This is a genomic window from Sinomonas sp. (assembly GCF_036848755.1).
Lineage (GTDB): Bacteria > Actinomycetota > Actinomycetes > Actinomycetales > Micrococcaceae > Sinomonas.
In genome coordinates this window covers 1-25,556 of sequence record NZ_DAIUJO010000054.1, presented here as the reverse complement: position 1 = coordinate 25,556, position 25,556 = coordinate 1, and the positions used below count along the sequence as shown (strand labels likewise).

Here is a 25,556-nt window from a genome sequence, read left to right as displayed (position 1 = left end):
GGTAACCCCCTACCCACTCGGGTGGCCCCTACCCGCTCGGGTAACCCCCTACCCGCTCGGGTGACCCCTTACCCGCTCGGGTAACCCCCTGCCCGCTCGGGGAACCCCCTACCCGCTCGGGGAAGGGGGTCAGCCGGAGAGGAGGGGGTCAGCCGGAGAGGAGGGGGTTGTTGGCGGCGGAAATGGGGCGAACCGGCGGATCCGGAAGGAACCGGCGGATCTGCTCTCGCGCAGCCGGCGGCAACAGCCCCCTGATCGGGCGTCAGCGCGCGAGCCCCGCCCAGCCGAGCGCCTCGCGCTGCCCCTTGGGGAGGGACGCGACAACGAGGTCGTACGAGTCCTCGACCATGTCCCTCACCGCCTCGTCGGTGAGTTCGCCGTCGAGGCGCACGCCGTTCCAGTGCCGCTTGTTCATGTGCCACGCACCGGTGATCTCGGGATGGGCGGCGCGAAGCTGGACCGCGAGGGCAGGCTCGCACTTGAGCGAGATGGAGAGCGGCTCGCCGTCCGGGCGCATCGCGGCGAACATCTTGCCGTCGACGGCGGAGCCCGCCGAGGCGGGCGAGCGCACCTTGTAGACGGCGATGTCGGGCCCGAAAGGATAGTCCTCGTACGCTCCGGCGAACGAGAGGCACAGCTCTCTGACCGCTTCGGCATCCATGGCGTCAGCCTAGCGGGGAGTCAGGCGGGGTGGCGGCGGGTGCGGCGCCACGCCTCCTGGGCGGGGCAGGCGTTCATGACGACGTCGAGGCCCGCGGCCTTCGCACGCTCCGCCGCCGCCTCGTCGATGACGCCGAGCTGGAGCCATACGGCCTTCGCCCCGACCGCGATGGCCTGATCGACCACGTCCCCGACCCGCTGGGAGTTCACGAAGCAGTCGACGACGTCGATCGGATGCAGTTCGGCGGGGATGTCGGCCAGCCTCGCGTAGGCCTTCTCCCCGAGGACGTCCTCGGCGCGGAGGTTCACGGGGATGATCTGCTGGCCGAGGTCATCGCGCAGGAACTCGGCGACGGAATAGGCAGCGCGCCACTGGTTCCGGGTGAGGCCGACGACGGCCCAGCGGCCCGGCGTGTCCATGAGTCGGTCGATCACGGCGGGATCGTTGACATGTCCCATAACGCCACTCTACGCCCAGACGACGACGGCGGCGCGGCCCCACAGGACCACGCCGCCGTCGAAGGAACTGCTGCTGAAGCCTGCTTCTAGACCTCGGCGACAGCCTTCCCCTCCTGGTCCACGTAGCCGTAGAGCTCCGGGAGGATGAACTTGGCCGCGAGGAAGCCGATGAGCGAGAGGACCGAGACGGCGAGCGTCGCGCCGACCTTGCCCCACGAGGCGGTCATGATCGGGAACACGAACGCACCGAAGAACGAGGCACCCTTCACGAACACGTAGCCGAACCCGGAGGCCGTCGCGCGGAACCGGGCCGGGGCGACCATCGAGGTGATGGTCATGCCGTTCGAGGCGTCCCAGTAGTGGCCCCACATGAGGGTGCATGCGCCCAGGACGATGAGCCACTGGATGTTCGCGCCGAGGGCGAAGGCACCGAGCACGAGGCCCGCGAACGCGAGGCCGTAGCCCCACATCGCCACGCCGCGGTGGCCGATCTTGGAGATCATGATCGGAGCAGTCAGGCCCGAGATCGTCGCGAGGACGTAGATCGCGGCCGTGACGAAGTTGGTGCCCGTGATGTTGGTGGTGTGGCCGCTGCCGGCCACACCGACGCCCGCGGTGACGAGGATGACGGGGAGGTAGAACCCGAACGCCGTGAACTCGGCACCCTGGCAGGCGTTGGAGATCCAGCCGAAGATCGTGGCGCGGCGCTTGGTCTTGTCAGCCCAGATGACCTTGAGGAAGTCCCCGACCTTGGGCTTCTCCATGACCACGTTCTCGTTGGGGAGCATGGCGAGGGGGTCGTTGAAGAGGCGCTGGGAGACTTCCTTGGCCTTGACGAACTGGCCCCGCTGGATGAGCGAGAGCGGGGTCTCCGGCAGGTCGAGCCGGGCGAGCAGGAGGATGAACGCGGGGATCGCGCCGATCGCGAGGGCAACGCGCCACAGGATGGCGTGGTCCATGCCCGTCATGTACATGACGGTGATGACCAGGATCGAGAAGACCTCGCCGAGGCCGAACATGAACTGCCAGCGGCTGCCCATGACCTCGCGGGCACCCTTCGACATGGACTCCATGATGTAGGCGTAGCCGTTGGAGATGTCGCTGCCGAGCGGGATGCCGATGAGGAACCGGACGATGATGAGGTCCCAGACGTTCGTTGAGAACCCCTGGACGAGCGCGAGCACGATGAACAGGACCATCGTGAGGATGAACACGCGCTTGCGCCCCAGGCGGTCCGCGACGAAGCCGCCGATCAAGGCCCCGATGAGCGCGCCGCCCTGCACGCCGGCCGTGACGAGGCCGAGCTGGACTGCGGTGGGGTGGTACTCGGCCGAGATGAAGACGAGGACGAAGGAGATCGCGTACAGGTCCCACGCCTCGATGAGGATCGTGGCAATCATCATCCAGCCGCCGCGGCGGCTGGAGGATGTGCCTTCCTTGTTCAGAAGGACTTCGGTTGCCTCGTCGGACAACCGTCGGATGGTGGTCTGGTCCATCATCGCCTTTCTTGCTGGCAACCGGCGCGCGCTGCACCTGCCGGCAAGGCGGTGTGAGTTGACGCCATAGTCACTCCTTGATGGGGGGTGGTTTACATCTGTTTCTCGTGTCCCAGATGCGTCATAGATCATATCTAAAACCGTGACTTGTGCAACAGCTATGATGTAGACACGCGATCGTCGCCGATCTACAGGAGATTCCATGCCGGTAGCAGGCCCCCTCAAAACCTCCGGCGGAGCCCTCACGGGCGGCCTGCACGCCAAGGTGCTCGAGAGCATGGGCTCCGCGATAGCGGACGGCGCGCTGGCCGAGGGCAGCGTCCTGCAGATCGAAGAACTCGAGGAGCGCTACGCCGTATCGCGCTCTGTAGTGCGGGAAGCCGTCCGAGTGCTCGCTTCCATGGGGCTCGTTGCGATGCGCCGACGCATCGGCGTCCAGATCCTGCCCACGAGCGAGTGGAACGTCTACGATCCGCAGGTGATCCGCTGGCGGCTCGACTCCTCGGCCCGCTTCGCCCAGCTGCGCTCCCTCACCGAGCTGCGCACCGCCGTCGAGCCCGAGGCCGCGCGGCTCGCAGCCCTCCGCGCACCGCAGGAGCGCGCCGCGGAGCTCCTCACCCTCGCCGGCGAGCTGTGGGCCGCAGGCCAGGACACCGATGCCGAACGCTTCCTGCAGCTCGACATCCAGTTCCACCGCCTTGTGCTCGCAGCGTCCGGGAACGAGATGTTCACGGCCCTGTACCCGTTGGTCGAGGAGGTCCTCGCGGGCCGAACCCACCACGGCCTCATGCCCGAACGGCCGCACGCGGAAGCGCTCGAACAGCACATGAACGTGGCCGTTGCGATCCAGCGCTCCGACCCTGATGGAGCCCACGCGGCCATGCGCGCGCTCATGAGTCGCACGATGTCCGAGGTCAGCGAGCGGTTCGGGGCGCTCGAGAGCCCCTCAGCAGAGGAGGTCGGGCAGCACTAGCTCACGCAGAGGCAGAACGGGTGGCCGGCCGGATCGAGGAAGACGCGGAAGGTCGTCCCGGGCTGATGCTCGTGCTTCCTGGCGCCGAGCTTGACGACGGCGGATTCGGCGGCGTCGAGATCGTCCACGACGACGTCCAAGTGCATCTGCTGGGGCAGCTCTTGGCTGGGCCATCGAGGCGCCGTGTAGTCCTCGACCTTCTGGAAGCAGATGCACTGCCCGTAGTCGGCGCGGACCTCCGCCCAGCTGAGATCGGGCTCCACGTCCGCCTTCCAGTCGAGCAGGGCGCCGTAGAACCGCGCCAGCTCGCCGGGATCGGGACAGTCGATGACGATGCTGGGGAAACGAGCGATGGCCATGCCGACACTCTAGTGCCGGGCACCGAGCGCGGCGAGGGCTCGCCTGCCCTCTTGCGCGAGACCCTGCCCGGCCAGAGACGAGACCTGCTGGGCCACCCCCTCGGCCATGGCCACGGCCTCCTTGACGGGCGCTCCCGTGAAGGATGCCGAGGTGAACGGCCCCGCGAGGGCTCTGGCCGTAGCGGCCGCTTCCAGTGCGACGTGCCGGCCGCGGCTGGGAACGGGATCGGCCCGATGGCGCGGCACCGTCTGGGCCGAAACCGCGGCTTCGGCCTCCCGGACGACGCCGGACGCGCAGTCTTCGATGTCGGCGGCGGCGGATTCAACCGTGCTGGCTGCAGCACTTTCGACGGCCTGCTCGGGGGATCCCGAGGGCACGACGACGCCGGCGCCGGGCCGCGCGTCGTCCTCCGCCCGCGGTGTGGCGGCCGCGGGATCCGCGTGAGCCGCGGAACCGCCGGCGGCCGTGCCTGCGAAAGCCTGTGCCTGGCGCACGATCGCGTCCGGCGCCCCCGAGGCCTCGGCCGGGGCGGAGGGGCTGGCCGCTGAACCGGGAACCGCGGCGAGACCGCGCACGTCCACCTGGGGCGGGTTCGCCGAATAGTCGACGCCGCCGAGCGCCGCGACACCGGACGCGCTGAGTCCGACGCCGGCAATCACGGCCGCGCTGATCGCGGCGCCGCGGTGCCGCTTCCGCAGGTGGAGGGGAACGGCTGGCGCCACGCCTGCCGAGAACTTGCCGGCGGCTGCCTCGGCCGCGCGGCTCGCGGCACGACTCGGCGGGACCGCGCCCACAGCCGCCGATCCACGGGCGAGGAGCTCCGCCAGTGCGCCGCTCGGCTTGGGCGCCTCGGGCGGGCACAGCGTACGGAACGATTCGAGCGCACGGACCAGCGCGCCGTCGTCCGCCAGACCGGCATCGGCGAGGATGTCGGTCACGGCGTCCCGCATCGATTCGCTGCTCACAGTGCCATCACCCCTTCCGAAACCATCTCGCGCAAGGCCTTGAGGCCCCGCCGTTGAAGCTGCTTGACCGCGCCCGGCGTCTTGCCGAGCACGCTCGCGACGTCCTCGATGCTGAGTTCGCCCACGATCCGCAGCATGAGGACATCCCTCTGCTCGGGCTTGAGGGCCCCGATCAGCAGGTGGGCGTCCGTCTGTCCCGTGCGGACGAGCGCCTCGGCCTCGGCCGAGGGCACGGTACGCATGTCTGCGAGCGGGTCGTAGTCGACACTGCGTGGTCGGCGTTCCACACGGCGGTAGTAGTCCACGACCCGCGCGTGCGCGACCGAGAAGACGAAGGTTCGAAGCCCCGCCACTCCCCCGCTGATCTCGCCGATTCGGGGAAGGACGCTCAGGAAGACGTCCTGCATGAGTGCCTCCGGGTCATCTACGCCGCGGGCGCCGAGGTAGCCGAGGACCGCTGGCGCCAGGCTTTCGTAGACGCGGGAGAAAAGCTCCGTCTCCGGCAGAATGCCCGCGACCAAGTCGCGATCCGTGAGCGAATCCGGCACTGATCCCCGCTCTCGTCGAGAACTCCCCATTGGCCGTCCCAGTGTACGGGCACGGAGGCGTTCTCGTCCCGGCTGCTGGAGACATGAAAGAAGCCGGGCTGGAACATGATGGGGGACAGATTCCAGCCCGGCTTCCACCCATGTCATCGTTCGGGACGGCTTGCGGGTTACGCGGCCCAGAGATTTTTTTGGAAGTTTTTTCTCTGGGCCCCCTACGGGTCCTCGGCGGCCCTGCCCGCGGCCACGGGAGGGGCGCCGCCGCTCAGTCGATGAGGTCGCGGACCACGATCGTCTGGTCCCTGTCCGGGCCGACCCCGATGGCGGAGAATCGCGTGCCCGAGAGCTTTTCCAGCGCGAGGACGTAGTCCCGGGCGTTCGCCGGGAGCTCGTCGAGGGTCTGGGCGCGCGAGATGTCCTCGGTCCAGCCGTCGAAGTACTCGAAGATCGGCTTCGCGTGGTGGAACTCCGTCTGCGTCATCGGCATCTCGTCGTGGCGCACGCCGTCGACGTCGTAGGCCACGCACACAGGGATCTTCTCGATGCCCGTGAGCACGTCGAGCTTCGTGAGGAAGTAGTCCGTGAAGCCGTTGACGCGCGAGGCATGCCGCGCAAGGACCGAGTCGTACCAGCCGCAGCGGCGCGGGCGGCCCGTGTTGACGCCGTACTCGCCGCCGGTCTTCTGGAGGTAGGCGCCCATCTCGTCGAAGAGCTCGGTGGGGAATGGCCCCGCGCCGACGCGCGTCGTGTACGCCTTGATGATGCCGATGGCGCGCGAGATGCGGGTCGGGCCGATGCCAGAGCCGACCGACGCGCCGCCCGCCGTCGGGTTCGAAGACGTCACAAACGGGTAGGTGCCGTGGTCGACGTCGAGGAACGTCGCCTGGCCGCCCTCCATGAGGACGACCTTGCCGTCGTCGAGCGCCTTGTTGAGCTCGTAGGTCGAATCGACGACGAGGGGGCGCAGGCGGTCCGCGAAGCCGAGGAAGTAGTCGACGGTCTCGTCGACGCTCACGGCGCGGCGGTTGTAGACCTTGACGAGCAGCTCGTTCTTCTGGTGGAGCGAACCCTCGACCTTCTGCCGCAGGATTGACTCGTCGAAGACGTCCTGCACTCGGATGCCGAGGCGCGCCACCTTGTCCATGTAGGCCGGTCCGATGCCGCGGCCGGTCGTGCCGATCGCGCGCTTGCCGAGGAAGCGTTCCGTCACCTTGTCCAGCGTCTGGTGGTAAGGGGCCACGAGATGGGCGTTGGCGGATACCCGGAGGCGGGACGTGTCGCCGCCACGGGCCTCGAGGCCTTCGATCTCCTCGAAGAGCGCCTCGAGGTTCACAACGCAGCCGTTGCCGATGATCGGGATCGCGTTCGGGCTCAGGATCCCGGCGGGAAGGAGCTTGAGCTCGTACTTCTCGCCCCCGACGACGACGGTGTGCCCGGCGTTGTTGCCGCCGTTCGGCTTGACGACGTAGTCAACGCGGTGTCCGAGCAGATCCGTCGCCTTGCCCTTGCCCTCATCGCCCCACTGGGCTCCGACGATCACGATTGCTGGCATGGATTCCTCCCCAGGTACGCCTACGGTCCGTCTGGCCGACAGCCTTCATGCGAAAGCCCCGTCTCTTACGTGCAGCTCGACTGGCGATGAAGCTGCTCGGCAAGAGTGCCGGGGCTCTTGCCACCCAAGTCTACCGAAGCGGGGCATGAGATGCCGAAGACGGGGAAACCATCAGGTATGGAAGAATCCGCGGACGATCATCGGAGCTCGGGCGACAAGACCCGCGACGCAGCGGAGGACGGGGCCCGTTCTGTCGAGCGTGGGGCGGAAGAGGCGTCGCGCTCCCCCTGGGCGACGGGGGTGGCCCGCACCGGATTCGCTTTCGTCGGGCTCCTCCACGTCCTCATCGCGTGGCTCGCCGCTCAGGTGGCCCTCGGCGGGAGCAACAACCACGCGGACGAGTCGGGCGCCGTCGCCCAGATCGCCTCCGCTCCGGGGGGCCCGCTGATCCTGGGCGGTGGAACGCTCTGCTGCGCGGCGCTCGCCCTCTGGATGTTCTTCGAGTTCTTCGCGGAATGGCGGCGGCACGGGAAGCCGACGAAGGGGCTCGGGCCGGGAGGAACCGGCGTCGCCTATTCCGCCCTCGCCGTGCTGTTCGCGACGTTCGCGCTCGGCAACCGGAAGAACTCGAGCCAGCAGTCGCGCGAGATCACGGCGACGCTGCTCGCGGTGCCCCTCGGCGTCGTCGTCCTCGTCGCAGCGGGGCTCGTGCTGCTCGGGGCAGCAGGCTACTTCGGCTACCGCGGGTTCACCCAGTCGTTCCTCGGGAAGGACGCCCAGCCCCTCCCGTCGGTCCACACGTGGGTCAAGATCGTGGGGAGCGTGGGGTACGTCGCGAAGGGCGTGGCGCTTGCCGTGCTCGGCGTCCTGGTCCTTGTCGCGACCGCGCGGCACGATCCCCAGCAGCAGTCGGGTCTCGACGGCGCCCTCAAGGGCCTCGCGGCGCAGCCCTTCGGCGGCTGGATTCTGGGCGCGGTCGCGATCGGACTCGCGTGCTACGGCGTCTACTCGGCGGCGAGAGCAAGATACGCCCACTTCTAACCGTTTCGGGTACACCAACTCCCCCCTCCCAAGCCTCTCAGGTACACCAACTCCCCCTCCTCGCCGTCTCAGGTACAGAAACTTGCTCCTCGGCCTGTCTCGGGTACGCCAACTACCTGTACCCGAGACGGCCCAGGACGCGAGTTGGCGTACCCGAAACGGCTAGTGGGCGTACTGCCTGCGGAGCTCGGCCTTGCGGATCTTGCCGCTCGCGGTGCGCGGCATCTCCTCCACGAACACCACCGACTTCGGGATCTTGTAGCGCGCGAGCCGGCCGTCGAGGTGGGCCCGCACGTCGTCGTCCGTGAGCTCGGCGCCGTCGCGGAGGGTGACGATCGCCCGCGGCACTTCGCCCCACCTCTCGTCGGGCACCCCGATGACGGCGACCGAAGCCACCTGCGGCAGTTCGACGATGACCGCCTCGACCTCAGCGGGATACACGTTCTCCCCGCCGGAGATGATCATGTCCTTGAGCCGGTCGGACACGTAGAGGAACCCCTCGTCGTCCCGGTAGCCCATGTCCCCTGACTTGAACCACGTCCCGTCCGCATACGATTCGCGCGTCGCATCGGACCGGTTCCAGTACTGCTTGATGACGTTCGGTCCGGAGATCTGGATCTCCCCCACCTCGCCGGGCGCGAGGACCTCCCCGAGCGGATCGACAACGCGGAGGTCCGTGAAGAAGTGCGGGAGCCCGGCGGAGCCGGCCTTGTCGCGCGAACGCTCGAGCGGAAGCGTCGTGACGCCCGGGGCGGTCTCGGTCATGCCGTAGTTGTTGGAGAAGCCGATCCCCCGTGCCTCGTAGGCCTCCAGCACGCGCGCCGGCATCGCCGAGCCCCCGCACGTGAGCTTCGTGAGCGAGCTGAGGTCCGTCGTTTCCCAGGCGGGGTGCTCGGCGAGCATCTGGAACGTCGTCGGCACGCCGTTGAGCGTCGTGATCCCGTGGCGCTCGATCAGCCCGAGCGCACGGCCCGGCTCGAACTTCTGCTCGAGGACGGCGGTCCCGCCCTTGAGCAGGATGGGCAAGAGCCCCATATCGAGCGAGGCCACGTGGAACAGCGGCGAGATCATGAGCGCGATGTCCGTGGCCCTCAGGTCCGTGTCCACGAGCACGTTGAAGCAGTTCCAGATGATGTTCCCATGCGTCAGGAGCGCCCCCTTCGGCCGGCCCGTGGTGCCTGACGTGTAGAGGATCATCGCTCCGTCGTCGAGCGTGACCGTCTCGTCGATCGGCTCGTCCCGCGCGCCGCGGAGCGCTTCCTCGTAGCGTTCGACGGCGGGGGCGCCGTCAGCAGTGGAGGCGGCGGCGTCGTCCGCGCCCGCCTCGGCGACGACCACGCGGCGCTGCACACCCGTTCCCGCGACGGCCGCGGCCGCGAGCGCGTCGAGGCGCCCGGCGTTCACGAGCAGCCGCACCCCGGCGTCGTCGAGCTGGAACTGCAGCTCGGGCGCCGCCAACCGCGTGTTGAGCGGCACGAACACGGCGCCGAGGAGGCCGGATGCGAAGAAGGTCTCGACGAAGGCCGGATCGTTCTCGCCGAGGTACGCGATCCGGTCCCCCCGGACCACGCCGCGGCGGCGGAGCGCCTGCGCAAGCCGACGGACCCGTTCGGCAAGCTCACCGTAGCCGATGCTCCGCTCCCCCGCGATCAGCGCCGTCTTGGGCCCGGACTTCGGCCGGCGCCGCTCGAGCCACGAACCAACACCGTTGTTGTACATGAAGACTGCCCTCCTAGCGGACGGTCGTGAGGTCATTGTCCTTCGATTCGCGCGTCAGGAGGATGAAGACGGCGGAGACGAGGGACATGGCGGCGAGGAAACCTATGACGGTGGCGATGCTCAGGCCCGACTCCTTGTAGAGCGAGGCCACGATGCCGGGCGTGAAGCCCCCGCCGATCAGGGTCGCGAGCTGGTAGCCGAGCGCGGCCCCGGTGTAGCGCGACGTCGTGCCGAACTGCTCCGAGACGAACGCGGCGAACGGGCCGTAGAGCGTCGAGTGGAAGACGAGCGCGAGGGTGAACGCGAGGAAGACGAGCCACGCGTTGCCCGATCCGAGGAGCGCGAACATCGGGAACAGGTACGCGACGAACAGCACGAGCCCGGTGATCATGACCGGACGGCGCCCAAACCGGTCCGAGATGCGGCCGCCGAGCAGGACGAAGGCGATCGAGATGACAGAAGCCCCGGCGAATCCGTAGAGGACGCCCTGCTGCGGCGCGCCCTTCGTCACGGCATACGTCACCGCGAACGTGGACAGGACGACTTGGAGGGCGAAGGCAGCCGCCCCCGCGAGCATGACGAAGACGAGGGCCTTGGGCCGCCGGAGGACGTCGAAGAGAGGGATCCTGCGCTTCGGGGCGGCGTCCTGCTGGGCCTCCTCCGCAGCCACAGCGGCGGCGAAGATGGGGCTCTCCGAGACACGGAGCCGCACGAAGAGGCCGACGACGAGCAGGGCGAAGGAGAGCAGGAAGGGAACGCGCCAGCCCCACGCGAGGAAGTCCTCGCGCGGCAGCGCCGAGACGACGCCCATCATCACCGTCCCCAGGAACGCCCCTGTTGGGGCGCCCGCGTTGACGAACGACGCCGCGAAGCCTCGCCGTTTCGGGTCGGAGTGTTCGAGCGCCATGAGCGCGGCGCCGCCCCATTCACCGCCGACGGCGATTCCCTGCAGGACGCGCAGCAGGACGAGGATGACGGCGCCCCAGGAGCCGATGACGCTCGCCGCCGGAACGAGACCGATTGCCGCGGAGGCGAGGCCCATGACGGTCATCGAGACGATGAGCATGCCTTTGCGCCCGATGCGGTCGCCGAAATGGCCGAAGATCGCCCCGCCGAGAGGCCGCGCGACGTAGCCGGCGGCGAAGGTCGCGTAGGCCTCGACCGCTCCGACCCAGGGGTCCGAGCCGGCGAAGAACACCTTTGGGAAGGCGACCGCCGCGGCGGTCGCGTACAGGAGGAAGTCGTAGAACTCGATGGTGCTGCCGAGATAGCTGGACAGGATGACCGTGCGCGCTTCTTTGCGCTGCCCGGCGGTGCCCATCTGCTTGAGCTGTGTTGTTCCAGACATGGCGGTTCCTAAGGGCGGTTGGGTGGGTGAGGGAGAAGGGCCGGGGGCGGGTTATTTGTAGAAGCGGGCGAGGAACTCGGCGACGACGGCGGGACGCTCCTGGCCCTCGATCTCGATGGTCGCGTTGACCTTGATCTGGGCGCCGCCCTTGACCTCGGTCACCTCGGCGATCCGGCCGGCCATGCGCACCTTCGAGCCGACCTTGACGGGGGAGGTGAAGCGGACGCGGTCGAGGCCGTAGTTGACCTTGGTGGTGACGCCTTCGACGTCGAACAGCTCCCCCCAGAACGGGATGAGCAGGGAGAGCGTGAGGAAGCCGTGCGCGATCGGGGCGCCGAACGGGCCGTCCTTGGCGCGTTCGGGGTCGACGTGGATCCACTGGTGGTCGTCGGTCGCGTCGGCGAAGAGGTCGACGCGGTCCTGGGTGATCTCGAGCCAGTCGGTCGCGCCGAGGTCGGCGCCGGACATGGTGAGGAGCTTGTCGAAGCCGACGACGAGGCGCGGCTCGATGGAACGGGGCTCGACAGTGCGGGGGGCGGTCATGGGGTCTCCTTTGACGGGTTCTCTTCGTTTCGGGTACAGCTATGTGGCGAGAATTGCGTTTCGGGTACAGCTATTTGACGAACGCGCTGGCGCCGGTGAGCGCACGGCCGACGATGAGGGCGTTGATCTCGTGCGTGCCCTCGTAGGAGTAGACGGCCTCGGCGTCGGCGTGGAAGCGGGCGACGTCGGTGTCGAGGGTGATCCCGTTGCCGCCGACGACCTCGCGGGCGAGGGCGACGGTCTCGCGCATCGCGAGGGACGTCTGCATCTTCGCGAGCGCAGAATCCTGGTCGCGGTAGACGCCGCGCTCCTGCTGCTGGGTGAGCCGGACGACGAGCGAGAGGCTCGCGGTCACATTCCCGAGCATGCGGGCCAGCTTCTCCTGGACGAGTTGGAACGAGCCGAGCTGACGCCCGAACTGCTCGCGCTCGCGCACGTACTTCAGGGCCGCCTCGAACGCACCGGCCTGGATTCCGGTGGCGATCCACGCGACGTCCGAGCGCATGGCCCGCAGCATCGCGGCGACGTCCTTGAACGAGTTCACGTTGTGGAGACGGTCGGCCTCGGTGACGCGGACGCCGTCGAGCGTGATGTGCGCGTTCTGCATCATGCGCAGCGCGGTCTTGCGGCGGATCTTCTCCACGACGACGCCGGGCGCCGTGCGCGGGACGAGGAACGCCTTGACCTGGCCGTCGGCGACGTCGCGGGCGAACACGGCGAGGACGTCGGCTGTCGCGGCCCCGCCGATCCACCGCTTCGCGCCGTCGATGACCCAGCCGCCGCCCCCCGGTTCGCGTCTGGCGGTCGTCGCGAGGCCGCCGGCGATGTCGGAGCCGTGCTCGGGCTCGGTGAGGCTGAAGACGCCTTTGAGCGAGAAGTCGACGACGCGCGGCATCCACTCCCGCTGCTGCTCCGCCGAGGCGCCGACCCGGATCGCGGTGCGGAACAGCCCGGCCTGGGCGGTGTAGAACGTCGCGAGCGAGGCATCGGTGCGGGCGAGCTCGAAGATCCGGAAGCCCTGGTAGATCCCGCGGGCCGGCCGCCCCTCCCGGGTGAGCTCGGCCGGCTCCATGAGGTCCAGGTCCACGAGCGGCTGTCGGAGCTCCTCGGGGAACTCGCCCCGCTCCCAGTACTCGGCCAGCAGGGGGCGGGCCTTCTCGTCGAGGAACTTCCGAAGGCGACCCAGGACCCGGCGCTCGTCGTCCGTGAGGAGGGATTCGGCGTCGTACCAGTCCGCCACGTCGTAGAGGCGAGCCTGCTCGCTGGAGCCGAGCTCCGTCGTCGTGCTCATCTCACGCCCCCAGCCCGAGCACGCGCACGGCGTTGCCCTTGAGGATCTTGGGGCGCACCTCGTCCTTGAGCGGCAGGTCGGCGAACGCGCCGAGCCACTTGGCCGGGGTGATGAGCGGGAAGTCGGTGCCGAAGAGGACCTTCTCCTGCAGGACCGAGTTCGAGGCCTTCACGAGAGACTCCGGGAAGTACTTCGGCGACCAGCCGGAGAGGTCGATGAAGACGTTCGCCTTGTGCGTCGCGATCGAGTTCGCCTCCTCCTGCCACGGCACCGACGGGTGCGCCATGATCACGGTCAGTCCGGGGAAGTCGGCGGCGACGTCGTCGAGCAGGAGCGGGTTCGAATACCGCAGCTTGATCCCGTGCCCGCCAGGGAGCCCCGCGCCCATGCCGTTCTGGCCCGTGTGGAAGACCGCCGGGAGGCCGAGTTCCTGGAGCGCATCCCAGAGCGGGTAGAACTCTTGGCTCGAGGGGTCGAAGCCCTGCAGGGACGGGTGGAACTTGAACCCGCGCGCGCCGAGCTCGAGGGCCTGGTGCTTCGCGCGGGCGATCGCCTCCTCCCCCGTGCGCGGGTCCACCGAGCCGAAGGGGATCAGGACGTCGTTGTGCTGGGCCGCGCCCTCGATGAGCTCATCGACGCTGTTGGGCTCGTGGTGGAGCTGGGTGCGGGCGTCGACCGTGAAGACGACGGCGGCCATGTTCAGCTCGCGGTAGGTGTCCGCGATCTTCTCCAGGCTCGGCGAGCGGTCCTCGGCCTTGAAGTACTTTGCCGACGCCTCCGTCAGCGCGGCCGGGAGGGACGCGTGCCCGCACGAGTCCACCTCGAGGTGGACGTGCATGTCGATCGCGTCGACCTTCTCGACGTCGATCCCGAGCTCGTAGCGCATCAGCGCGCCCCGCTGGTCCCAGCCGGGGCCTGCTCGGGCTGCAGCTCGGCGGGCAGCGGGAGGAACTCCTCGCCCACGCTCTGGAGGTGGGCTCCGATGACCTCGGCGCCGCGCTCCTGGAGCGCCTCGTACGTCCAGCCGCCCTCGCGGTAGTCCGTCGTGGCGGGCTCGGGGTGGGTCCAGACCTGGAGGCGGTCCCCGCCCGCGCCGATGGCCTGGCCCGTGATCGCGGCGGCCTCCTCGGAGGCCAGGTACGCGATCAGGCCCGCGACGTCGTCGGCGGTGCCGAAGCCGAGGTCGTGGCGGAAGAAGGCCGGCATGGCCTCGCCGCGCTCGTCCGCCTCGACGGCCTTGGCGAAGTACGGGACCGTCTTGGTCATCGCGGTCGCGGCAACCGGGACGACGGCGTTGACCGTGACGCCGGCCTTCTTCATCTCCAGCGCCCACGTGCGCACCATGCCCACGATCCCGGCCTTGGCGGCGGCGTAGTTGGTCTGGCCGAAGTTCCCGCGCTGGCCCGTCGGGGAGCCGATCGCGATGATCCGGCCCGGGACGCCGTTGGCCTTGAAGTACGCGAACGCCTCGCGCACGCACGTGAACGTGCCGCGGAGGTGGACGTTGACGACGAGGTCGAAGTCCTCGTCCGTCATCTTCAGCAGGCTCTTGTCCCGCAGGATCCCGGCGTTCGTGACGAGGATGTCGAGCCGGCCGAACGCGGCGACCGCGCCCTCGACGAGCGCCTTCGCGGCCTCCGTGGTGCCCACGGGGACGACGACGGCGGTCGCCTTCCCGCCGTCGGCCTCGATCCAGGCCACCGCCTCGGCCGCGGCCTCCTCGTTGACGTCGTTGACGACGACGGCCGCACCCTGCCGCGCGAGCTCCCGTGCGTAGGCCAAGCCCAGGCCCTGCCCGCTTCCGGTGACGATCGCTACCTTGCCTGCCAGGCTCATGCCATGCTCCCTTGCATTCCTGCTGCCGTCCCTTTGGAGGCGGCTCCGTGGCCGTGAGACCCTTGTCACGATCCATGAAAAGACGGATCATTGAAAATGTCAACGATTGTTTTTGAGGATGTTTGGAGGCGAAGCGCGTGAGCGTTGAGGACGAGGCCGGAGCGCCGCGGCTGGCCGGGGGCGCGGTCGCCGACGACATCGGGCTCCTGCTCGCGAAGCTTCGCGCCGCCGGGTCCCTGCTCAACAACAAGGCCTTGGCCGAGTTCGGCCTGCGCGAGCGGTCCTACTCGGTGCTGCGGTTGGCATGCAGCGGGCTCGAGCCGACCCAGCGTGAACTCGCGGACTTCCTCGCGCTGGACCCCAGCCAGATCGTGTCGCTCATCGACGATCTCGAAGGCCGAGGACTGGTCTCCCGGGAGCAGGGGCGGACCGACCGGCGCCAGAAGATCGTCCTCGCCACGCCCGAAGGCGAGCGCCTGCACGCGAAGGCCGAAGTCGCGATGAAGGAATGCGAGACCACACAGTTGTCGCTGCTCGCCCCGGGCGAAGTCACGACGCTGCGAGACCTTCTGCGCAAGGCGCTCTGGGGGTAGAGGAACCGGCTAAACCGCTCTCCTGATCGACGAACTCGCTGGTTTCTAGTCCTGGACGGCTAGAGGTGCGGTTCCTCGTCCAGTCCCGCCGAAGACGCTGGCACAGTGCTCGATCAGGCCCCTCGCCAAGCCCGACATCTTGACTCCCTGGGGGTACGCGACAAGCAGTGAATTGGTTCCAGTTTCCTGCGCAATCGGAAGATACTTCAGGGGCAAGCGTTCGCTGCTTTCATCCACCGGCTCCATCAGGAGCGAGTAGGCCAGGTTGCGGCCTACGATCGCGCGGATCGTGTGCACGCTGGAACTTCGGTACATGATGTTGGGTTCGACGCCGAAGCGGCGCAGCATCGCCTCGTTCAAGTACGATGCGGGTTCCACATCCAGCAGAGCAGCGGGGTAGGGCGCAAGGTCCAGCAAATCGATGGCTCGCCTTTCTGCGAGCGGATGCCGGGGCGAGAGCGCCACGCGGAAATCCTGCCGGCGCAGCATCACCGCCTCGGCCTCTGGATGTCGCTGGGCTTCGTAGATGAAGCAGACGTCGATCTGGCCCCGGAGCATCTTCTCCTGGATCTCGGGGCCGGAACCCTCCACGAAGTCGAGGGCCACGTTCGGGTGCTCCCGAGCGAAGAACTCGGCCACCTCCGGAAGTACCAGTGTCGACAGCGTGGCGAAGCAGCCTACCGTGAAGGTGCCGGAGTAGCCCTCGGCCCCGGCGTCCACGGCGTCGACGAGATGTTGGGCTTCGCCGATGAGAGCTCTGGCGCGGGTTGCCGCGATGCGGCCGACCGGCGTGAGGTAAACCCCTTTGGCCTTGCGCCTGATGATGAGCTGCACCCCGAGGGACGCTTCCAGTTCCTTCAGGGCCAGGCTCATGCCCGCCTGCGACACATGGCACTTGAGGGCCGCTTGGGTGATCGATTGGGACTCCGCGACAGCCACAAAGTATTCCAGTTGGCGCAGCGTCATCTCTTTCATAAGGAAATCTTAGGTCATTGCCTAAATCTATTTGTTTTACATCTGATGAGACGTAGATCACGCTGGTCGCATGACCCATCCCAGGACACGAAGGAGTGGCATGGACCCCTCTGATTCACAACTCGGGCCGCACATAGTGGCCTTGGGCACAGCCGGAGGACCCAGGTGGTGGAACACGGCCGGCAGAAGCGAGCGCAGCGGGATCAGCACCGCCGTGGTCGTCGCGGGGCGCGTCTACTTGGTGGACTGCGGACAAGGCACGGGACGGCAGCTGAAGAACGCCGGCTTGGGCATCGACCAAGTGCGCGGCCTGTTCATCACCCACATGCACTCGGACCACACCGTCGATCTAGCGTCCATGATTCTCTTCGGCCAATTCGAGCGGAAGGACCCTGCGCTCGATCCGATCCCTGTGTACGGACCCGGCCCCCGCGGGAAGCTCCCCCCTCTCTCCGCACGGGCCGACTCCGCTCCCGAGGTGGTGGCTCCGGCCAACCCTGGACCCGGCATCAAGCAGTTGTTCGAGACACTGACAGCGGCGTACGCCACCGATATCAACGACCGGATCTTTGATTCCCTCACGCGGCCTCCGTCGCAGCACTTCGACGTTCACGACATCGTGCTCCCGGAAGGAACAGGCTTCGACCCCAACGACAACGCGTGTCCCGACATGGAGCCGTTCACGATCTTCAAGGACGATCTGGTGGAAGTCACCGCGATCCTGGTATCCCACTTCCCGACGGCTCCGGCCTTCGCCTTCCGCTTTGACGCCGCCGAAGGTTCAGTGACGATCTCCGGAGACACCGCTCCATGCCGCAACCTCGTTCGGATCGCCCACCGCACCGACCTTCTGCTGCACGAAGCGATCGACCTGGAGAGCATCGCTGGGCAGTACACAGACCAGGTCCACATGAACGCCACGATGGACCACCACCGGCGCGCCCACACCACGGCACGCCAAGCGGGTGAACTCGCGGCCCAAGCCGGTGCCCGTTCGCTGGTGCTGCACCATCTGGTTCCCGCCTTCGCGCCCGCCGAATCATGGCTCAAGGCCCGCGAAACGTTCGCAGGCCAGCTCTTTGTGCCCGAAGACCTCGAGATCATTTCCTTCGCCTCGACACCCCGCGTCACCTCCGACACCGTCGTCGAACCTGTAAAGGCAACCTCATGACCACCAGCAGCGCCCACCACCCATCCATGCCCTCAGCGGCACCGTCACCCGACGAGCCTGGGGTCGATCCCCGCGAAATGCGCAAGATCCTGACGTCCAGCTTCCTGGGCACCGGGATCGAGTACTACGACTTCATCCTCTACGCCACGGCAGCGAGCCTGGTGTTCAACAAGGTGTTCTTCACCGGCGTGGACCAGCGCGTAGGACTCATGCTCTCGTTCACCACCCTCGCCGCCGGGTACGTAGCACGCCCGCTGGGAGGCCTCATCTTCGGCCACCTCGGCGATAAGTTGGGCCGAAAGGCCATGCTCGTGGTCACCGTGGTCATGATCGGCGTTTCGAGTGTGCTGATCGGCCTGCTTCCCACCACCGCCCAGATCGGCGTCGCGGCGCCCATCCTGCTCGTGGCCCTTCGGGTCGTGCAGGGCATCGCCGTGGGCGGCGAATGGGGAGGCGCGATGCTGCTCGCCTTCGAGCACGCCAGGAAGAAGAGCCGTGGCTTCGCTGCCTCCTTCGCCTACATGGGCGCCCCGGCCGGAACCATCATTGCCACCCTCGTGCTGAGCGCGATGTCCGCCCTTCCGAAGGGCGACTTCCTGTCCTGGGGCTGGCGCATTCCGTTCCTCTTCAGCGCCGTGTTGGTCATGGTGGGACTGATCATCCGTCTCAAGGTGGCCGAGTCCCCTGTGTTCAAGGAAGCCGCCAAGACTAGGCGGGTCAAGGTCCCGGCAGCCGAGGTCATGGCCAAGCACCCCCGCAGCTTCTTCGTCTCCGTATTCGCAGGCATCGCCGGCCAGGCTGCGCAGGGTCTCATGGGAGCTTGGGCCATCTCCTACGCCGTGGAGCAGGCCACGCTGGCGCAGACCTCGGTGCTGAACGTCAAGGCGCTTGCGGGCGTGGCGACGATCATCATGATTGTCGTCGCCGCCCGCCTCAGCGACCGGATCGGCCGCAAGAAGGTCATGCTCGGCGGAACCATCGCGGCCATGGCGCTGGCGTTCCCGATCATGTGGCTGATCGACTCCGGTTCCGTGTGGGGATTCTTCCTAGCCCTCTTCTTGGGCTTGAGCGTGATCCAGGGCTTTACCGCGGGCCCGTACGGCGCCTTCGCCGCCGAGCTGTTCCCCGCCAACATCCGCTATAGCGGCACATCCATCGGCTACCAACTGGCCAGCACGTTGGGCGCCGGCTTTACCCCGCTGATCGCCACAAGTCTCGTCATCGCCGCAGGCGGCTCCCTTTGGATGGTGGCTGTCTTGTGGATCGGGTTCTCTGCGCTCAGTGCCACGGCCCTGATCCTTGCCAAGGAGGGGACGAACAGCAACCTGTAGCACACACCAAAGGGCGGACGACGGCGGAAGGCACCTTCCGCCGTCGTCCTACCTGCCGCCCTCCAGCTCTTCCACCAGGCCCAGGCCCTTCCTGGCCCATGCGATCTCGGCCTCAGCCCTCGAAATCATGCCCTCGTAGGCAAAGACCTTGTAGGCAGTGATGCGTTCCGCCTCTTCCGGGGACTTTTCCTGGACGCGCTTCGCAAGCGTCGGATTGGAGTGGTCGCGGAGCGTTCGGATCATGTCCTTCCAGTCGTCGATCCGGGCGGAGTGGTAGGCGATGTGGGCCTTGAAGAATTCCTCCGACGCGGCCGGTTCGGCCCATTCCAGATATGCGGCGCGCAGGCGGATCGGATCGCGTTCACGCTGGTGCTCCGGAGGAGTGTTGAGCCATTCCTGGAACGAACGGATCCCGGCCTCGGTGATCGAGTAGCGCTTCTTGGTGCCCCGCTTGCCCCATGGGACCGTTTCCCCGCGGATGAGGCCATCCTGCTCCATGCGGCGCAGTTCGGGATAGATCTGCGAGTCCGGGGCATGCCAGACGTACCCCACCGAGGTCTGAAAGTTCTTGTAGACGTCGTAGCCGGTCATGGGCTGCGACGTCAGCATCGCCAAGAGCGCATTCCGGAGGCTCATTCGGCTACCCTATCGGGGTCTTGCAACTACCTATGTCCATAGATAGAGTGTGGTCCATCTCACCGTCTATCTATGAAGATAGATAGTTGTCTGCCAAAGACGGCGGGCAGGAAGGAGCATCCATGCTTCAGGACAGGCCAACCTCGACGACCAACAAGACCCTCGCTCACCCCGTCAACGCCTGGTACGTCGCAGGGTGGGACCACGAGCTCACGCGCAAGCCCTTGGCACGCACCATCGCCAACCGTCCGCTCGCCCTCTTCCGCACGGAGGACGGCCGGCCGGTGGCCCTCGCCGACGCGTGCTGGCACCGGCTCGCCCCGCTCTCCATGGGGAAGACCGTGGGCCGCGACGAGATCCAGTGCCCCTACCACGGCATCCGGTACAACTCCGCCGGCCGTTGCACGTCCATGCCGGCTCAGGAGACCATCAATCCCTCGGCGACGGTGCCGTCGTTCCCGATCGTCGACCGATACCGCTTCGCATGGGTGTGGCTCGGCGACCCGGAGAAGGCAGATCCCTCCCTCATCCCCGACATGCACCAGATGAGCTCCCCCGAGTGGGCGGGCGACGGCGAGACGATCTACGCCCCCTGCAATTACCAGCTCGTGCTCGACAACCTCATGGACCTCACGCACGAGGAGTTCGTCCATTCCTCCTCGATCGGCCAGGAGGAGCTGAGCGCCTCGGACTTCAAGGTCACCCACGACGAGCAGACCGTGACCGTCTCGCGGTGGATGTTCGACATCGAGGCCCCGCCCTTCTGGCTCAAGAACATGCGCGACAAGTTCCCCGGCTTCGAGGGCCGGGTGGACCGGTGGCAGATCATCCGCTTCGAGGCGCCATCGACCATCACCATCGACGTCGGGGTCGCCAAGGCGGGAACCGGAGCGTTCGACGGCGACCGCAGCCAGGGCGTCAACGGCTACGTCATGAACACGATCTCCCCGGAGACCGAGAAGACCTGCCATTACTTCTGGGCGTTCATGCGGAACTACCGCCTGGAGAGCCAGCTCATCACCACCCAGCTCCGCAACGGCGTGCACGGGGTGTTCGGCGAGGACGAGGCCATGCTCAAGGCCCAGCAGGCGGCGATCGACGCCAACCCGGACTACGAGTTCTACAGCCTCAACATCGACGCCGGCGGCATGTGGGTCCGCAGGCTCATCGAGCGCATGCTCGAGGCCGAGGGGCGCCTCGCGTCGGAGTCGGCTCCCGTGCCTTCCGCGATGGGAGCCTGAGAGATGGCCGCAAACTCGAGCGCCGTCTGGCAGAAGGGCCGAGTCGTGGAGGTCCGCGACGTCGCGCGTGACATCCGCCGCATCGTCATCGAGCCCGATGCCCCCGTCCGCGCCGCGCCCGGCACGCACGTGGACGTCGTCGTCGACCTTAACGGCGTACGCGAGGTGCGCTCCTACTCCGTCGTCGAAACGCACGACGACGGCACGCGCCTTGCCCTGTCGGTGTTCCGGACGCGGACGTCGCGCGGGGGGTCGGTCTTCATGCATGCGCTGGCGGAGGGCGACGTCGTGGAGCTCACCCAGCCGATGCAGAACTTCCCTCTGCGCGTCGGTGCTGCGCGGTACGTCATCCTCGCAGGCGGGATCGGGGTCACGGCCGTCCTCGGGATGGCCCGCGTACTTGCCAAGCTCGGCGCGGACTACCGGTTCGTCTACGTGGGGCGGAGCCGGGACGCGATGGCCTACCTCGACGAACTCGCCGCCGAGCACGGTGACCGGCTCGAGGCCCATGTGAGCGCCGAGGGGTCGGCCCTCGATGTCCGAGCGCTCGTGGGCGGCCTCGATCCCGACACCGAGCTGTACATGTGCGGCCCCATCCGGCTCATGGACGCCGTCCGCCGCACGTGGCAGGACTTCGGGCTCGGCCTCCCAAGCCTCCGCTACGAGACCTTCGGCAACAGCGGCTGGTTCGACCCCGAGGAATTCGTCGTGCGCATCCCTCGGCTCGGCATCGAGACGGTGGTCCCCCAGGGGCGTTCCATGCTCGAAGCACTTGAAGCCGCGGGGGCGGACATGATGTTCGACTGTCGCAAAGGCGAATGCGGTCTGTGCGAGGTCGAGGTGCTGGAGCTTTCGGGCGACATCGACCACCGCGACGTCTTCTACAGCGAGCGCCAGCAGCAGGCCTCGGCGAAGATGTGCTGCTGCGTCTCCCGCGTCACCACCGCGAAGTCCGCGCCCCACCGGAACCCAGGGCGCGCCGTCGTGAGCATCGAGGTGAGCTGACCCTCCCCGACGCACGCCACAGCGCACACGTCGGGTGTGGGAGCAGGTCCCAAGTCCCTTGCGAAGACTTGACTTGGGGTCTAGAACGTAGTCATGAAAGCAGCAAGGGCACAGTGATATCCAGTCACTGGTCCTTGAGTCGACTGTCAGCCTGCAGCTGACCTGTCGACGAATTTGGTGGAATCGCCGCGGTCTCCGGCGTCGACCTGCATCCGGCCGCAACGCCCATCCTGGGCCGGCCCCGCCAGGTCGCCTGAATAGCGACCAATACCAGGAAAGATCACCTTGAAACACTCGAAGGTTTCAGCACGCGGCGTCGAAAGTGCCTTCGTTGCAGCCGTCACCATCGCAGCACTCGCCGGTTGCAGCACCCCCAGCTCGTCGCCATCCTCGAGCTCTACAAGCTCCGGGGGAGCCGTCCCGCAGATTTCGGCCACTGCGTTCACGTCGGACTTCTCAGCGATGAGTCAACTCACGTCGCTCGCCTCCCAGGGCAAGGGCATGGTCGGCGTCCTGTTGCCCGACACCACGACCTCCGCGCGGTACGTCACTTTCGACGCCCCGTACCTGACCAAGGCCTTCGAGGCAGCGGGCCTCAACTCGAGCCAGTTCAAGGTCGACAATGCACAGGGCAGTGCGAGCACGATGCAGACCCAGGCCGAAGCGGACATCACGGCTGGAGCTTCTGTCTTGCTGGTCGACGCTCTCGATTCTGGTTCGGGAGCGGCCATCGAAGCGGCGGCTGCGGCGCGCGGCGTGAAAGTGATCGACTACGACCGTCTCGTCAAGGGCGGCGCGAACGGTCGCATCTACGTCAGCTTCGACAACGTCAAAGTCGGCCAGCTGATCGGCCAGGGCGAAGTCAGCTGCCTCGCCGACTGGAAGGTCGCCAAGCCGAACATCCTGATCATGGATGGCGACCCGACTGACAACAACGCGAAGCTGTTCGCCCAAGGCTACAACGGGGTGCTCAAGCCGCACTTCGACAGTGGTGAATACGTGAACGTCGGCGAGCCCGCCGGAACCTGGACGCCGTCGGTGGCGCAGACGACGTTCGCCCAGCAGTACACCGCCCATCCGAACATCAACGCGGTCGTCACCCCGAACGACGACAACGCCAATGCGGTGATCGCCTATCTGCAGAGCAAGAACATTCCGGCAAACACCTTCCCGACCACGGGTCAGGACGCGTCACTGTCCGGACTCCAGAACATCCTGAAGGGCTACCAGTGCGGAACGGTGTACAAGCCGATCTACCTTGAAGCCCAGGCAGCGGCTGCGGCCGCGCTCTACCTGCGGGCAGGAATGGATGTTCCGACTTCTCTCGTGAACGGGAAGACCACGGACGACACGGCGAAGACCGACGTCAGCTCGGTCCTTCTGACCCCGGTGTGGGTGACCACGAAGAACATGGCCCAAACGGTCGTGAAGGATGGCGCCGTGAAGTCCTCCGCGCTGTGCATCGCGCAGGTGAAGGCTGCGTGCACGTCGGCTGGCATCCAATAGGAGCAGGACCCAAGCCAGAGGACATCACCTGATTCACAGCCGTTGACCCGGCCGCTTCCCCGAGGAGAAGGGAACGGCCGGGTCACGCTCACCCCAGTGCTCACCCCCAGTGCTCACCCTCGAAGGAGCAAGCGTGACTCTCGAAACGCCATCCCAGCCGCAGGCTTCGGCCCAGCCGGACGACCGGCGGCTGCTTCGCCTCGTGGGGATCGACAAGAACTTCGGACCGGTGCAAGCGTTGGTTGACGTCACCCTCGAGGTCCCGAGCGGGGAGGTCACCGCGCTGGCCGGCGACAACGGCGCCGGCAAGTCGGTCCTGATCAAATGCATCGCCGGGATCTTCGCCCCCGACGAGGGCCAGCTCTTCTGGGAGGACCGGCCCGTCCGGTTGACCTCGCCGCACGAGGCAGCCGCGCTCGGGATCGAGACGGTCTACCAGGATTTGGCCTTGTGCGACAACCTCGACATCGTGCAGAACATGTTCCTCGGCCGCGAGCGCCTGCGCCATCTTCTTCTCGATGAGGAGAGCATGGAGATCGCGGCCCGCGAGACGTTGACGAGCCTGGCCGTGACGACGGTGCGTTCGATCCGTCAACCGGTCGCCTCCCTGTCCGGCGGGCAACGCCAGTCAGTGGCCATCGCCAAGTCCGTGCTGTGGAACTCGAAGCTCGTCATCATGGACGAGCCCACGGCAGCCCTCGGGGTCGCCCAGACCGAGGTCGTCCTCCACCTGATTCGCCAGCTTGCGGACCGGGGCGTGGCAGTCCTCGTCATCTCGCACAACATGAATGACGTGTTCCACGTCGCGGACCGCGTCGCGGTGCTCCATCTGGGTCGGCTCGTCGCCGTTCGCCCGGTGACGGAGCTGGACCGGCAGATCGTTGTCGATCTGATGACCACCGGCTTCTCGGACAGGAGCAAGCCGGAGCTCGCGCCCCCATCCCCTGCGGAACGTCCGGTTGCCCGGGCCGCAGAGCTGGGCCGGGACCACGCGGCGACGGCTGCTGCTCCTCCTACTACCCCGGACGAGCCCACCACCGAGGCCGCGAAGCGGGACGCCGCCCTGGCCCTCAACCCCGACATCACGGCCACGTCCCTGCCCGACTATTTCCGGGCCGCATTCGCGCGGGTCCGGGGCGGGGAGAGCGGCGTCCTGCCCGTGCTCGCAGGCCTCGTCCTGATCTCGGTGCTGTTCCAGTCGCTCAACCCGAACTTCCTGACCCCGGGAAACCTGGTGAACCTGCTCATCCAGGGTTCCGTGTTCATGCTGCTGGCCATGGGTCAGGTCTTCGTGCTGCTGCTTGGCGAGATCGACCTGTCCATCGGGTACGTCGGGGGCGTGGGCGGGGTCATCATGGCCGAGCTCGTCCAGGAGTCGACGGGCTGGCCATGGTGGGCCGCGATCGCGCTCGGCTTGCTCGCCTGCGCGGGGATCGGGCTCCTGCAGGGCACCATCATCACCCGCCTCCGCTTGCCGTCATTCGTCGTGACGCTGGGCGGCCAGCTCGGATGGCTCGGGGTCATGCTGATCATCCTCGGGAGCGGCGGCGTCGTGCCCATCAACGACAGCGTCATCAACAACATCGCAAGCGGCAACCTGAGCCCGATCGCCAGCTGGATCGTCATGCTCGTCGTCGTCGGGTTGTTCAGCGCGTGGACGTGGCTCCGAGACGCACGCCGGCGCAAGAGCGGACTCGTCGCCCCGCCAGCCAGCGTGAGCGCCCTGAAGATCGCCGCCGTGCTCGCCGCCGGTATCGCGATCGTCTGGCTCTGCAACACCAACCGCGGCATCCTGATCGAAATCAGCGGCGTGCCGTGGGTGCTGCTCGTGGTGCTCGGGGCCCTCGCCGCCTGGACGCTCCTGCTGGGCCGTACCCGGTTCGGCCGGTACGTCTACGCCATCGGCGGCAACGCCGAAGCCGCTCGACGGGGCGGCGTCAACCTTGCCCGCATCCGGACGATCGCCTTCATCCTCGCGTCCTTCACTGCAGGCATCGGCGGCATCGTCTACGCGTCCCGGCTCCGCTCGGTCTCCACCTCCTACGACGGCGGCACGCTCGTGCTCTACGCCGTGGCGGCCGCGGTGATCGGCGGTACGAGCCTTTTCGGTGGGCGCGGCAAGGTACTGCATGGTGTGCTCGGCGGCCTGGTCATCGCGGCGATCGACAATGGCATGGGCCTGCAGGGCTACAGCGCGCCGGCGAAGTACGTCGTCACCGCGCTGGTTCTCGTGGCGGCGGTGACAATCGACGCCGTCGCCCGCCGCGGCCGCGCCCGCACCTAGAAGTCTCGGGTACACCAACTCCACCC

General features: G+C 67.5%; 25 protein-coding genes. 9 read left to right on the top strand and 16 right to left on the bottom strand.

From position 1 onward, the window contains the following. Positions 1–262 precede the first annotated feature (262 nt). From V7053_RS10455 to V7053_RS10445, 3 genes are all read right to left on the bottom strand, one after another. Complete coding sequence (locus V7053_RS10455) at positions 263–661, bottom strand: MmcQ/YjbR family DNA-binding protein (RefSeq protein WP_334172223.1); 399 nt, start codon at positions 659–661, stop codon at positions 263–265. 20 nt (positions 662–681) lie between these two features. Next, positions 682–1,119 carry a CoA-binding protein gene (locus tag V7053_RS10450; protein WP_334172222.1) on the bottom strand — a complete coding sequence of 146 codons (438 nt, stop codon included), beginning with the start codon at positions 1,117–1,119 and terminating at the stop codon, positions 682–684. 86 nt (positions 1,120–1,205) lie between these two features. Beyond that, positions 1,206–2,615: an MFS transporter gene (locus V7053_RS10445; protein ID WP_334172221.1), complete on the bottom strand. Its 1,410-nt coding sequence runs from the start codon at positions 2,613–2,615 to the stop codon at positions 1,206–1,208. 202 nt (positions 2,616–2,817) lie between these two features. Here V7053_RS10445 and V7053_RS10440 point away from each other — a divergent pair, with 202 nt between their 5' ends. Continuing rightward, positions 2,818–3,588, top strand: coding sequence for a FadR/GntR family transcriptional regulator (locus tag V7053_RS10440; RefSeq protein ID WP_334172220.1), 771 nt, complete (start codon positions 2,818–2,820; stop codon positions 3,586–3,588). Here V7053_RS10440 and V7053_RS10435 read toward each other — a convergent pair. The 4 genes from V7053_RS10435 to V7053_RS10420 form a co-directional block, all read right to left on the bottom strand. Next, entirely contained in the window at positions 3,585–3,947 is a 363-nt protein-coding gene (locus V7053_RS10435) for a VOC family protein (protein ID WP_334172219.1), read from the bottom strand. The genes V7053_RS10440 and V7053_RS10435 overlap by 4 nt on opposite strands. A 9-nt stretch (positions 3,948–3,956) precedes the next feature. Beyond that, on the bottom strand, positions 3,957–4,913 hold the full coding sequence (locus tag V7053_RS10430; RefSeq protein WP_334172218.1) for a hypothetical protein: 957 nt from the start codon (positions 4,911–4,913) through the stop codon (positions 3,957–3,959). Beyond that, positions 4,910–5,461, bottom strand: a complete 552-nt coding sequence (locus V7053_RS10425) for an RNA polymerase sigma factor (RefSeq protein ID WP_334172217.1) — start codon at positions 5,459–5,461, stop codon at positions 4,910–4,912. The genes V7053_RS10430 and V7053_RS10425 overlap by 4 nt, the downstream gene beginning before the upstream one ends. A 262-nt stretch (positions 5,462–5,723) precedes the next feature. Beyond that, positions 5,724–7,010 (bottom strand): adenylosuccinate synthase, encoded by a 1,287-nt coding sequence (locus V7053_RS10420; RefSeq protein WP_334172216.1) that lies wholly within the window; start codon positions 7,008–7,010, stop codon positions 5,724–5,726. A 177-nt stretch (positions 7,011–7,187) separates the two neighbouring features. On the opposite strand from V7053_RS10420, the gene V7053_RS10415 reads away from it, so the two are divergent. Next, positions 7,188–8,051, top strand: a complete 864-nt coding sequence (locus V7053_RS10415; RefSeq protein WP_334172215.1) for a DUF1206 domain-containing protein — start codon at positions 7,188–7,190, stop codon at positions 8,049–8,051. Between the two features lie 162 nt (positions 8,052–8,213). Here the strand turns inward: V7053_RS10415 and V7053_RS10410 are convergent, their stop codons facing one another. The 6 genes from V7053_RS10410 to V7053_RS10385 all read right to left on the bottom strand — a co-directional run bounded on the left by V7053_RS10410 (position 8,214) and on the right by V7053_RS10385 (position 14,788). After that, positions 8,214–9,770, bottom strand: coding sequence for an acyl-CoA synthetase (locus V7053_RS10410; protein ID WP_334172214.1), 1,557 nt, complete (start codon positions 9,768–9,770; stop codon positions 8,214–8,216). A 13-nt stretch (positions 9,771–9,783) separates the two neighbouring features. Beyond that, complete coding sequence (locus V7053_RS10405; protein WP_334172213.1) at positions 9,784–11,118, bottom strand: MFS transporter; 1,335 nt, start codon at positions 11,116–11,118, stop codon at positions 9,784–9,786. Positions 11,119–11,169: 51 nt separating this feature from the next. Next, positions 11,170–11,661 (bottom strand): MaoC family dehydratase, encoded by a 492-nt coding sequence (locus V7053_RS10400; protein ID WP_334172212.1) that lies wholly within the window; start codon positions 11,659–11,661, stop codon positions 11,170–11,172. 70 nt (positions 11,662–11,731) lie between these two features. Continuing rightward, positions 11,732–12,952: an acyl-CoA dehydrogenase family protein gene (locus V7053_RS10395; RefSeq protein WP_334172211.1), complete on the bottom strand. Its 1,221-nt coding sequence runs from the start codon at positions 12,950–12,952 to the stop codon at positions 11,732–11,734. A 1-nt stretch (position 12,953) separates the two neighbouring features. Further along, on the bottom strand, positions 12,954–13,838 hold the full coding sequence (locus tag V7053_RS10390) for an amidohydrolase family protein (protein ID WP_334172210.1): 885 nt from the start codon (positions 13,836–13,838) through the stop codon (positions 12,954–12,956). Next, entirely contained in the window at positions 13,838–14,788 is a 951-nt protein-coding gene (locus tag V7053_RS10385) for an SDR family NAD(P)-dependent oxidoreductase (RefSeq protein ID WP_334172209.1), read from the bottom strand. The genes V7053_RS10390 and V7053_RS10385 overlap by 1 nt, the downstream gene beginning before the upstream one ends. A gap of 137 nt (positions 14,789–14,925) precedes the next feature. Here V7053_RS10385 and V7053_RS10380 point away from each other — a divergent pair, with 137 nt between their 5' ends. Then, the gene (locus V7053_RS10380; RefSeq protein ID WP_334172208.1) at positions 14,926–15,381 is read left to right on the top strand and encodes a MarR family winged helix-turn-helix transcriptional regulator; all 456 of its coding nucleotides are present in this window, start codon (positions 14,926–14,928) and stop codon (positions 15,379–15,381) included. A 45-nt stretch (positions 15,382–15,426) separates the two neighbouring features. On the opposite strand, the gene V7053_RS10375 is transcribed toward V7053_RS10380, so the two are convergent. Further along, positions 15,427–16,356 (bottom strand): LysR family transcriptional regulator, encoded by a 930-nt coding sequence (locus V7053_RS10375; protein WP_334172207.1) that lies wholly within the window; start codon positions 16,354–16,356, stop codon positions 15,427–15,429. A gap of 100 nt (positions 16,357–16,456) precedes the next feature. Between V7053_RS10375 and V7053_RS10370 the strand changes: the two genes are divergently transcribed. Both V7053_RS10370 and V7053_RS10365 read left to right on the top strand, forming a co-directional pair. Beyond that, entirely contained in the window at positions 16,457–17,527 is a 1,071-nt protein-coding gene (locus V7053_RS10370; RefSeq protein WP_334172206.1) for an MBL fold metallo-hydrolase, read from the top strand. Further along, entirely contained in the window at positions 17,524–18,858 is a 1,335-nt protein-coding gene (locus V7053_RS10365; RefSeq protein ID WP_334172205.1) for an MFS transporter, read from the top strand. Before V7053_RS10370 ends, V7053_RS10365 begins: the two co-directional genes overlap by 4 nt. Before the next feature lie 48 nt (positions 18,859–18,906). On the opposite strand, the gene V7053_RS10360 is transcribed toward V7053_RS10365, so the two are convergent. Beyond that, positions 18,907–19,494, bottom strand: coding sequence for a PadR family transcriptional regulator (locus V7053_RS10360; protein ID WP_334172204.1), 588 nt, complete (start codon positions 19,492–19,494; stop codon positions 18,907–18,909). Between the two features lie 122 nt (positions 19,495–19,616). Between V7053_RS10360 and V7053_RS10355 the strand changes: the two genes are divergently transcribed. Further along, positions 19,617–20,735, top strand: a complete 1,119-nt coding sequence (locus V7053_RS10355) for an aromatic ring-hydroxylating dioxygenase subunit alpha (protein WP_334172203.1) — start codon at positions 19,617–19,619, stop codon at positions 20,733–20,735. A gap of 3 nt (positions 20,736–20,738) precedes the next feature. Then, entirely contained in the window at positions 20,739–21,740 is a 1,002-nt protein-coding gene (locus tag V7053_RS10350; protein WP_334172202.1) for a PDR/VanB family oxidoreductase, read from the top strand. 146 nt (positions 21,741–21,886) lie between these two features. On the opposite strand, the gene V7053_RS10345 is transcribed toward V7053_RS10350, so the two are convergent. Beyond that, on the bottom strand, positions 21,887–22,186 hold the full coding sequence (locus tag V7053_RS10345) for a hypothetical protein (RefSeq protein ID WP_334172201.1): 300 nt from the start codon (positions 22,184–22,186) through the stop codon (positions 21,887–21,889). A 16-nt stretch (positions 22,187–22,202) separates the two neighbouring features. Between V7053_RS10345 and V7053_RS10340 the strand changes: the two genes are divergently transcribed. Both V7053_RS10340 and V7053_RS10335 read left to right on the top strand, forming a co-directional pair. Continuing rightward, positions 22,203–23,246 (top strand): sugar ABC transporter substrate-binding protein, encoded by a 1,044-nt coding sequence (locus V7053_RS10340; RefSeq protein WP_334172200.1) that lies wholly within the window; start codon positions 22,203–22,205, stop codon positions 23,244–23,246. 133 nt (positions 23,247–23,379) lie between these two features. Further along, positions 23,380–25,530, top strand: a complete 2,151-nt coding sequence (locus tag V7053_RS10335; RefSeq protein ID WP_334172199.1) for an ABC transporter permease subunit — start codon at positions 23,380–23,382, stop codon at positions 25,528–25,530. The last annotated feature ends 26 nt before the right edge of the window (positions 25,531–25,556 follow it).

What these genes read in the sequence shown, in the direction of transcription:
- V7053_RS10410 (WP_334172214.1), bottom strand. Translation starts at nt 9,770, where the DNA reads ATGTACAACAACGGTGTTGGTTCGTGGCTCGAGCGGCGCCGGCCGAAG.
- V7053_RS10385 (WP_334172209.1), bottom strand. Translation starts at nt 14,788, where the DNA reads ATGAGCCTGGCAGGCAAGGTAGCGATCGTCACCGGAAGCGGGCAGGGC.
- V7053_RS10415 (WP_334172215.1), top strand. Translation starts at nt 7,188, where the DNA reads ATGGAAGAATCCGCGGACGATCATCGGAGCTCGGGCGACAAGACCCGC.
- V7053_RS10405 (WP_334172213.1), bottom strand. Translation starts at nt 11,118, where the DNA reads ATGTCTGGAACAACACAGCTCAAGCAGATGGGCACCGCCGGGCAGCGC.
- V7053_RS10355 (WP_334172203.1), top strand. Translation starts at nt 19,617, where the DNA reads ATGCTTCAGGACAGGCCAACCTCGACGACCAACAAGACCCTCGCTCAC.
- V7053_RS10450 (WP_334172222.1), bottom strand. Translation starts at nt 1,119, where the DNA reads ATGGGACATGTCAACGATCCCGCCGTGATCGACCGACTCATGGACACG.
- V7053_RS10435 (WP_334172219.1), bottom strand. Translation starts at nt 3,947, where the DNA reads ATGGCCATCGCTCGTTTCCCCAGCATCGTCATCGACTGTCCCGATCCC.
- V7053_RS10445 (WP_334172221.1), bottom strand. Translation starts at nt 2,615, where the DNA reads ATGGACCAGACCACCATCCGACGGTTGTCCGACGAGGCAACCGAAGTC.
- V7053_RS10350 (WP_334172202.1), top strand. Translation starts at nt 20,739, where the DNA reads ATGGCCGCAAACTCGAGCGCCGTCTGGCAGAAGGGCCGAGTCGTGGAG.
- V7053_RS10360 (WP_334172204.1), bottom strand. Translation starts at nt 19,494, where the DNA reads ATGAGCCTCCGGAATGCGCTCTTGGCGATGCTGACGTCGCAGCCCATG.
- V7053_RS10365 (WP_334172205.1), top strand. Translation starts at nt 17,524, where the DNA reads ATGACCACCAGCAGCGCCCACCACCCATCCATGCCCTCAGCGGCACCG.
- V7053_RS10370 (WP_334172206.1), top strand. Translation starts at nt 16,457, where the DNA reads ATGGACCCCTCTGATTCACAACTCGGGCCGCACATAGTGGCCTTGGGC.
- V7053_RS10390 (WP_334172210.1), bottom strand. Translation starts at nt 13,838, where the DNA reads ATGCGCTACGAGCTCGGGATCGACGTCGAGAAGGTCGACGCGATCGAC.
- V7053_RS10440 (WP_334172220.1), top strand. Translation starts at nt 2,818, where the DNA reads ATGCCGGTAGCAGGCCCCCTCAAAACCTCCGGCGGAGCCCTCACGGGC.
- V7053_RS10375 (WP_334172207.1), bottom strand. Translation starts at nt 16,356, where the DNA reads ATGAAAGAGATGACGCTGCGCCAACTGGAATACTTTGTGGCTGTCGCG.
- V7053_RS10420 (WP_334172216.1), bottom strand. Translation starts at nt 7,010, where the DNA reads ATGCCAGCAATCGTGATCGTCGGAGCCCAGTGGGGCGATGAGGGCAAG.
- V7053_RS10395 (WP_334172211.1), bottom strand. Translation starts at nt 12,952, where the DNA reads ATGAGCACGACGACGGAGCTCGGCTCCAGCGAGCAGGCTCGCCTCTAC.
- V7053_RS10340 (WP_334172200.1), top strand. Translation starts at nt 22,203, where the DNA reads ATGAGTCAACTCACGTCGCTCGCCTCCCAGGGCAAGGGCATGGTCGGC.
- V7053_RS10400 (WP_334172212.1), bottom strand. Translation starts at nt 11,661, where the DNA reads ATGACCGCCCCCCGCACTGTCGAGCCCCGTTCCATCGAGCCGCGCCTC.
- V7053_RS10455 (WP_334172223.1), bottom strand. Translation starts at nt 661, where the DNA reads ATGGATGCCGAAGCGGTCAGAGAGCTGTGCCTCTCGTTCGCCGGAGCG.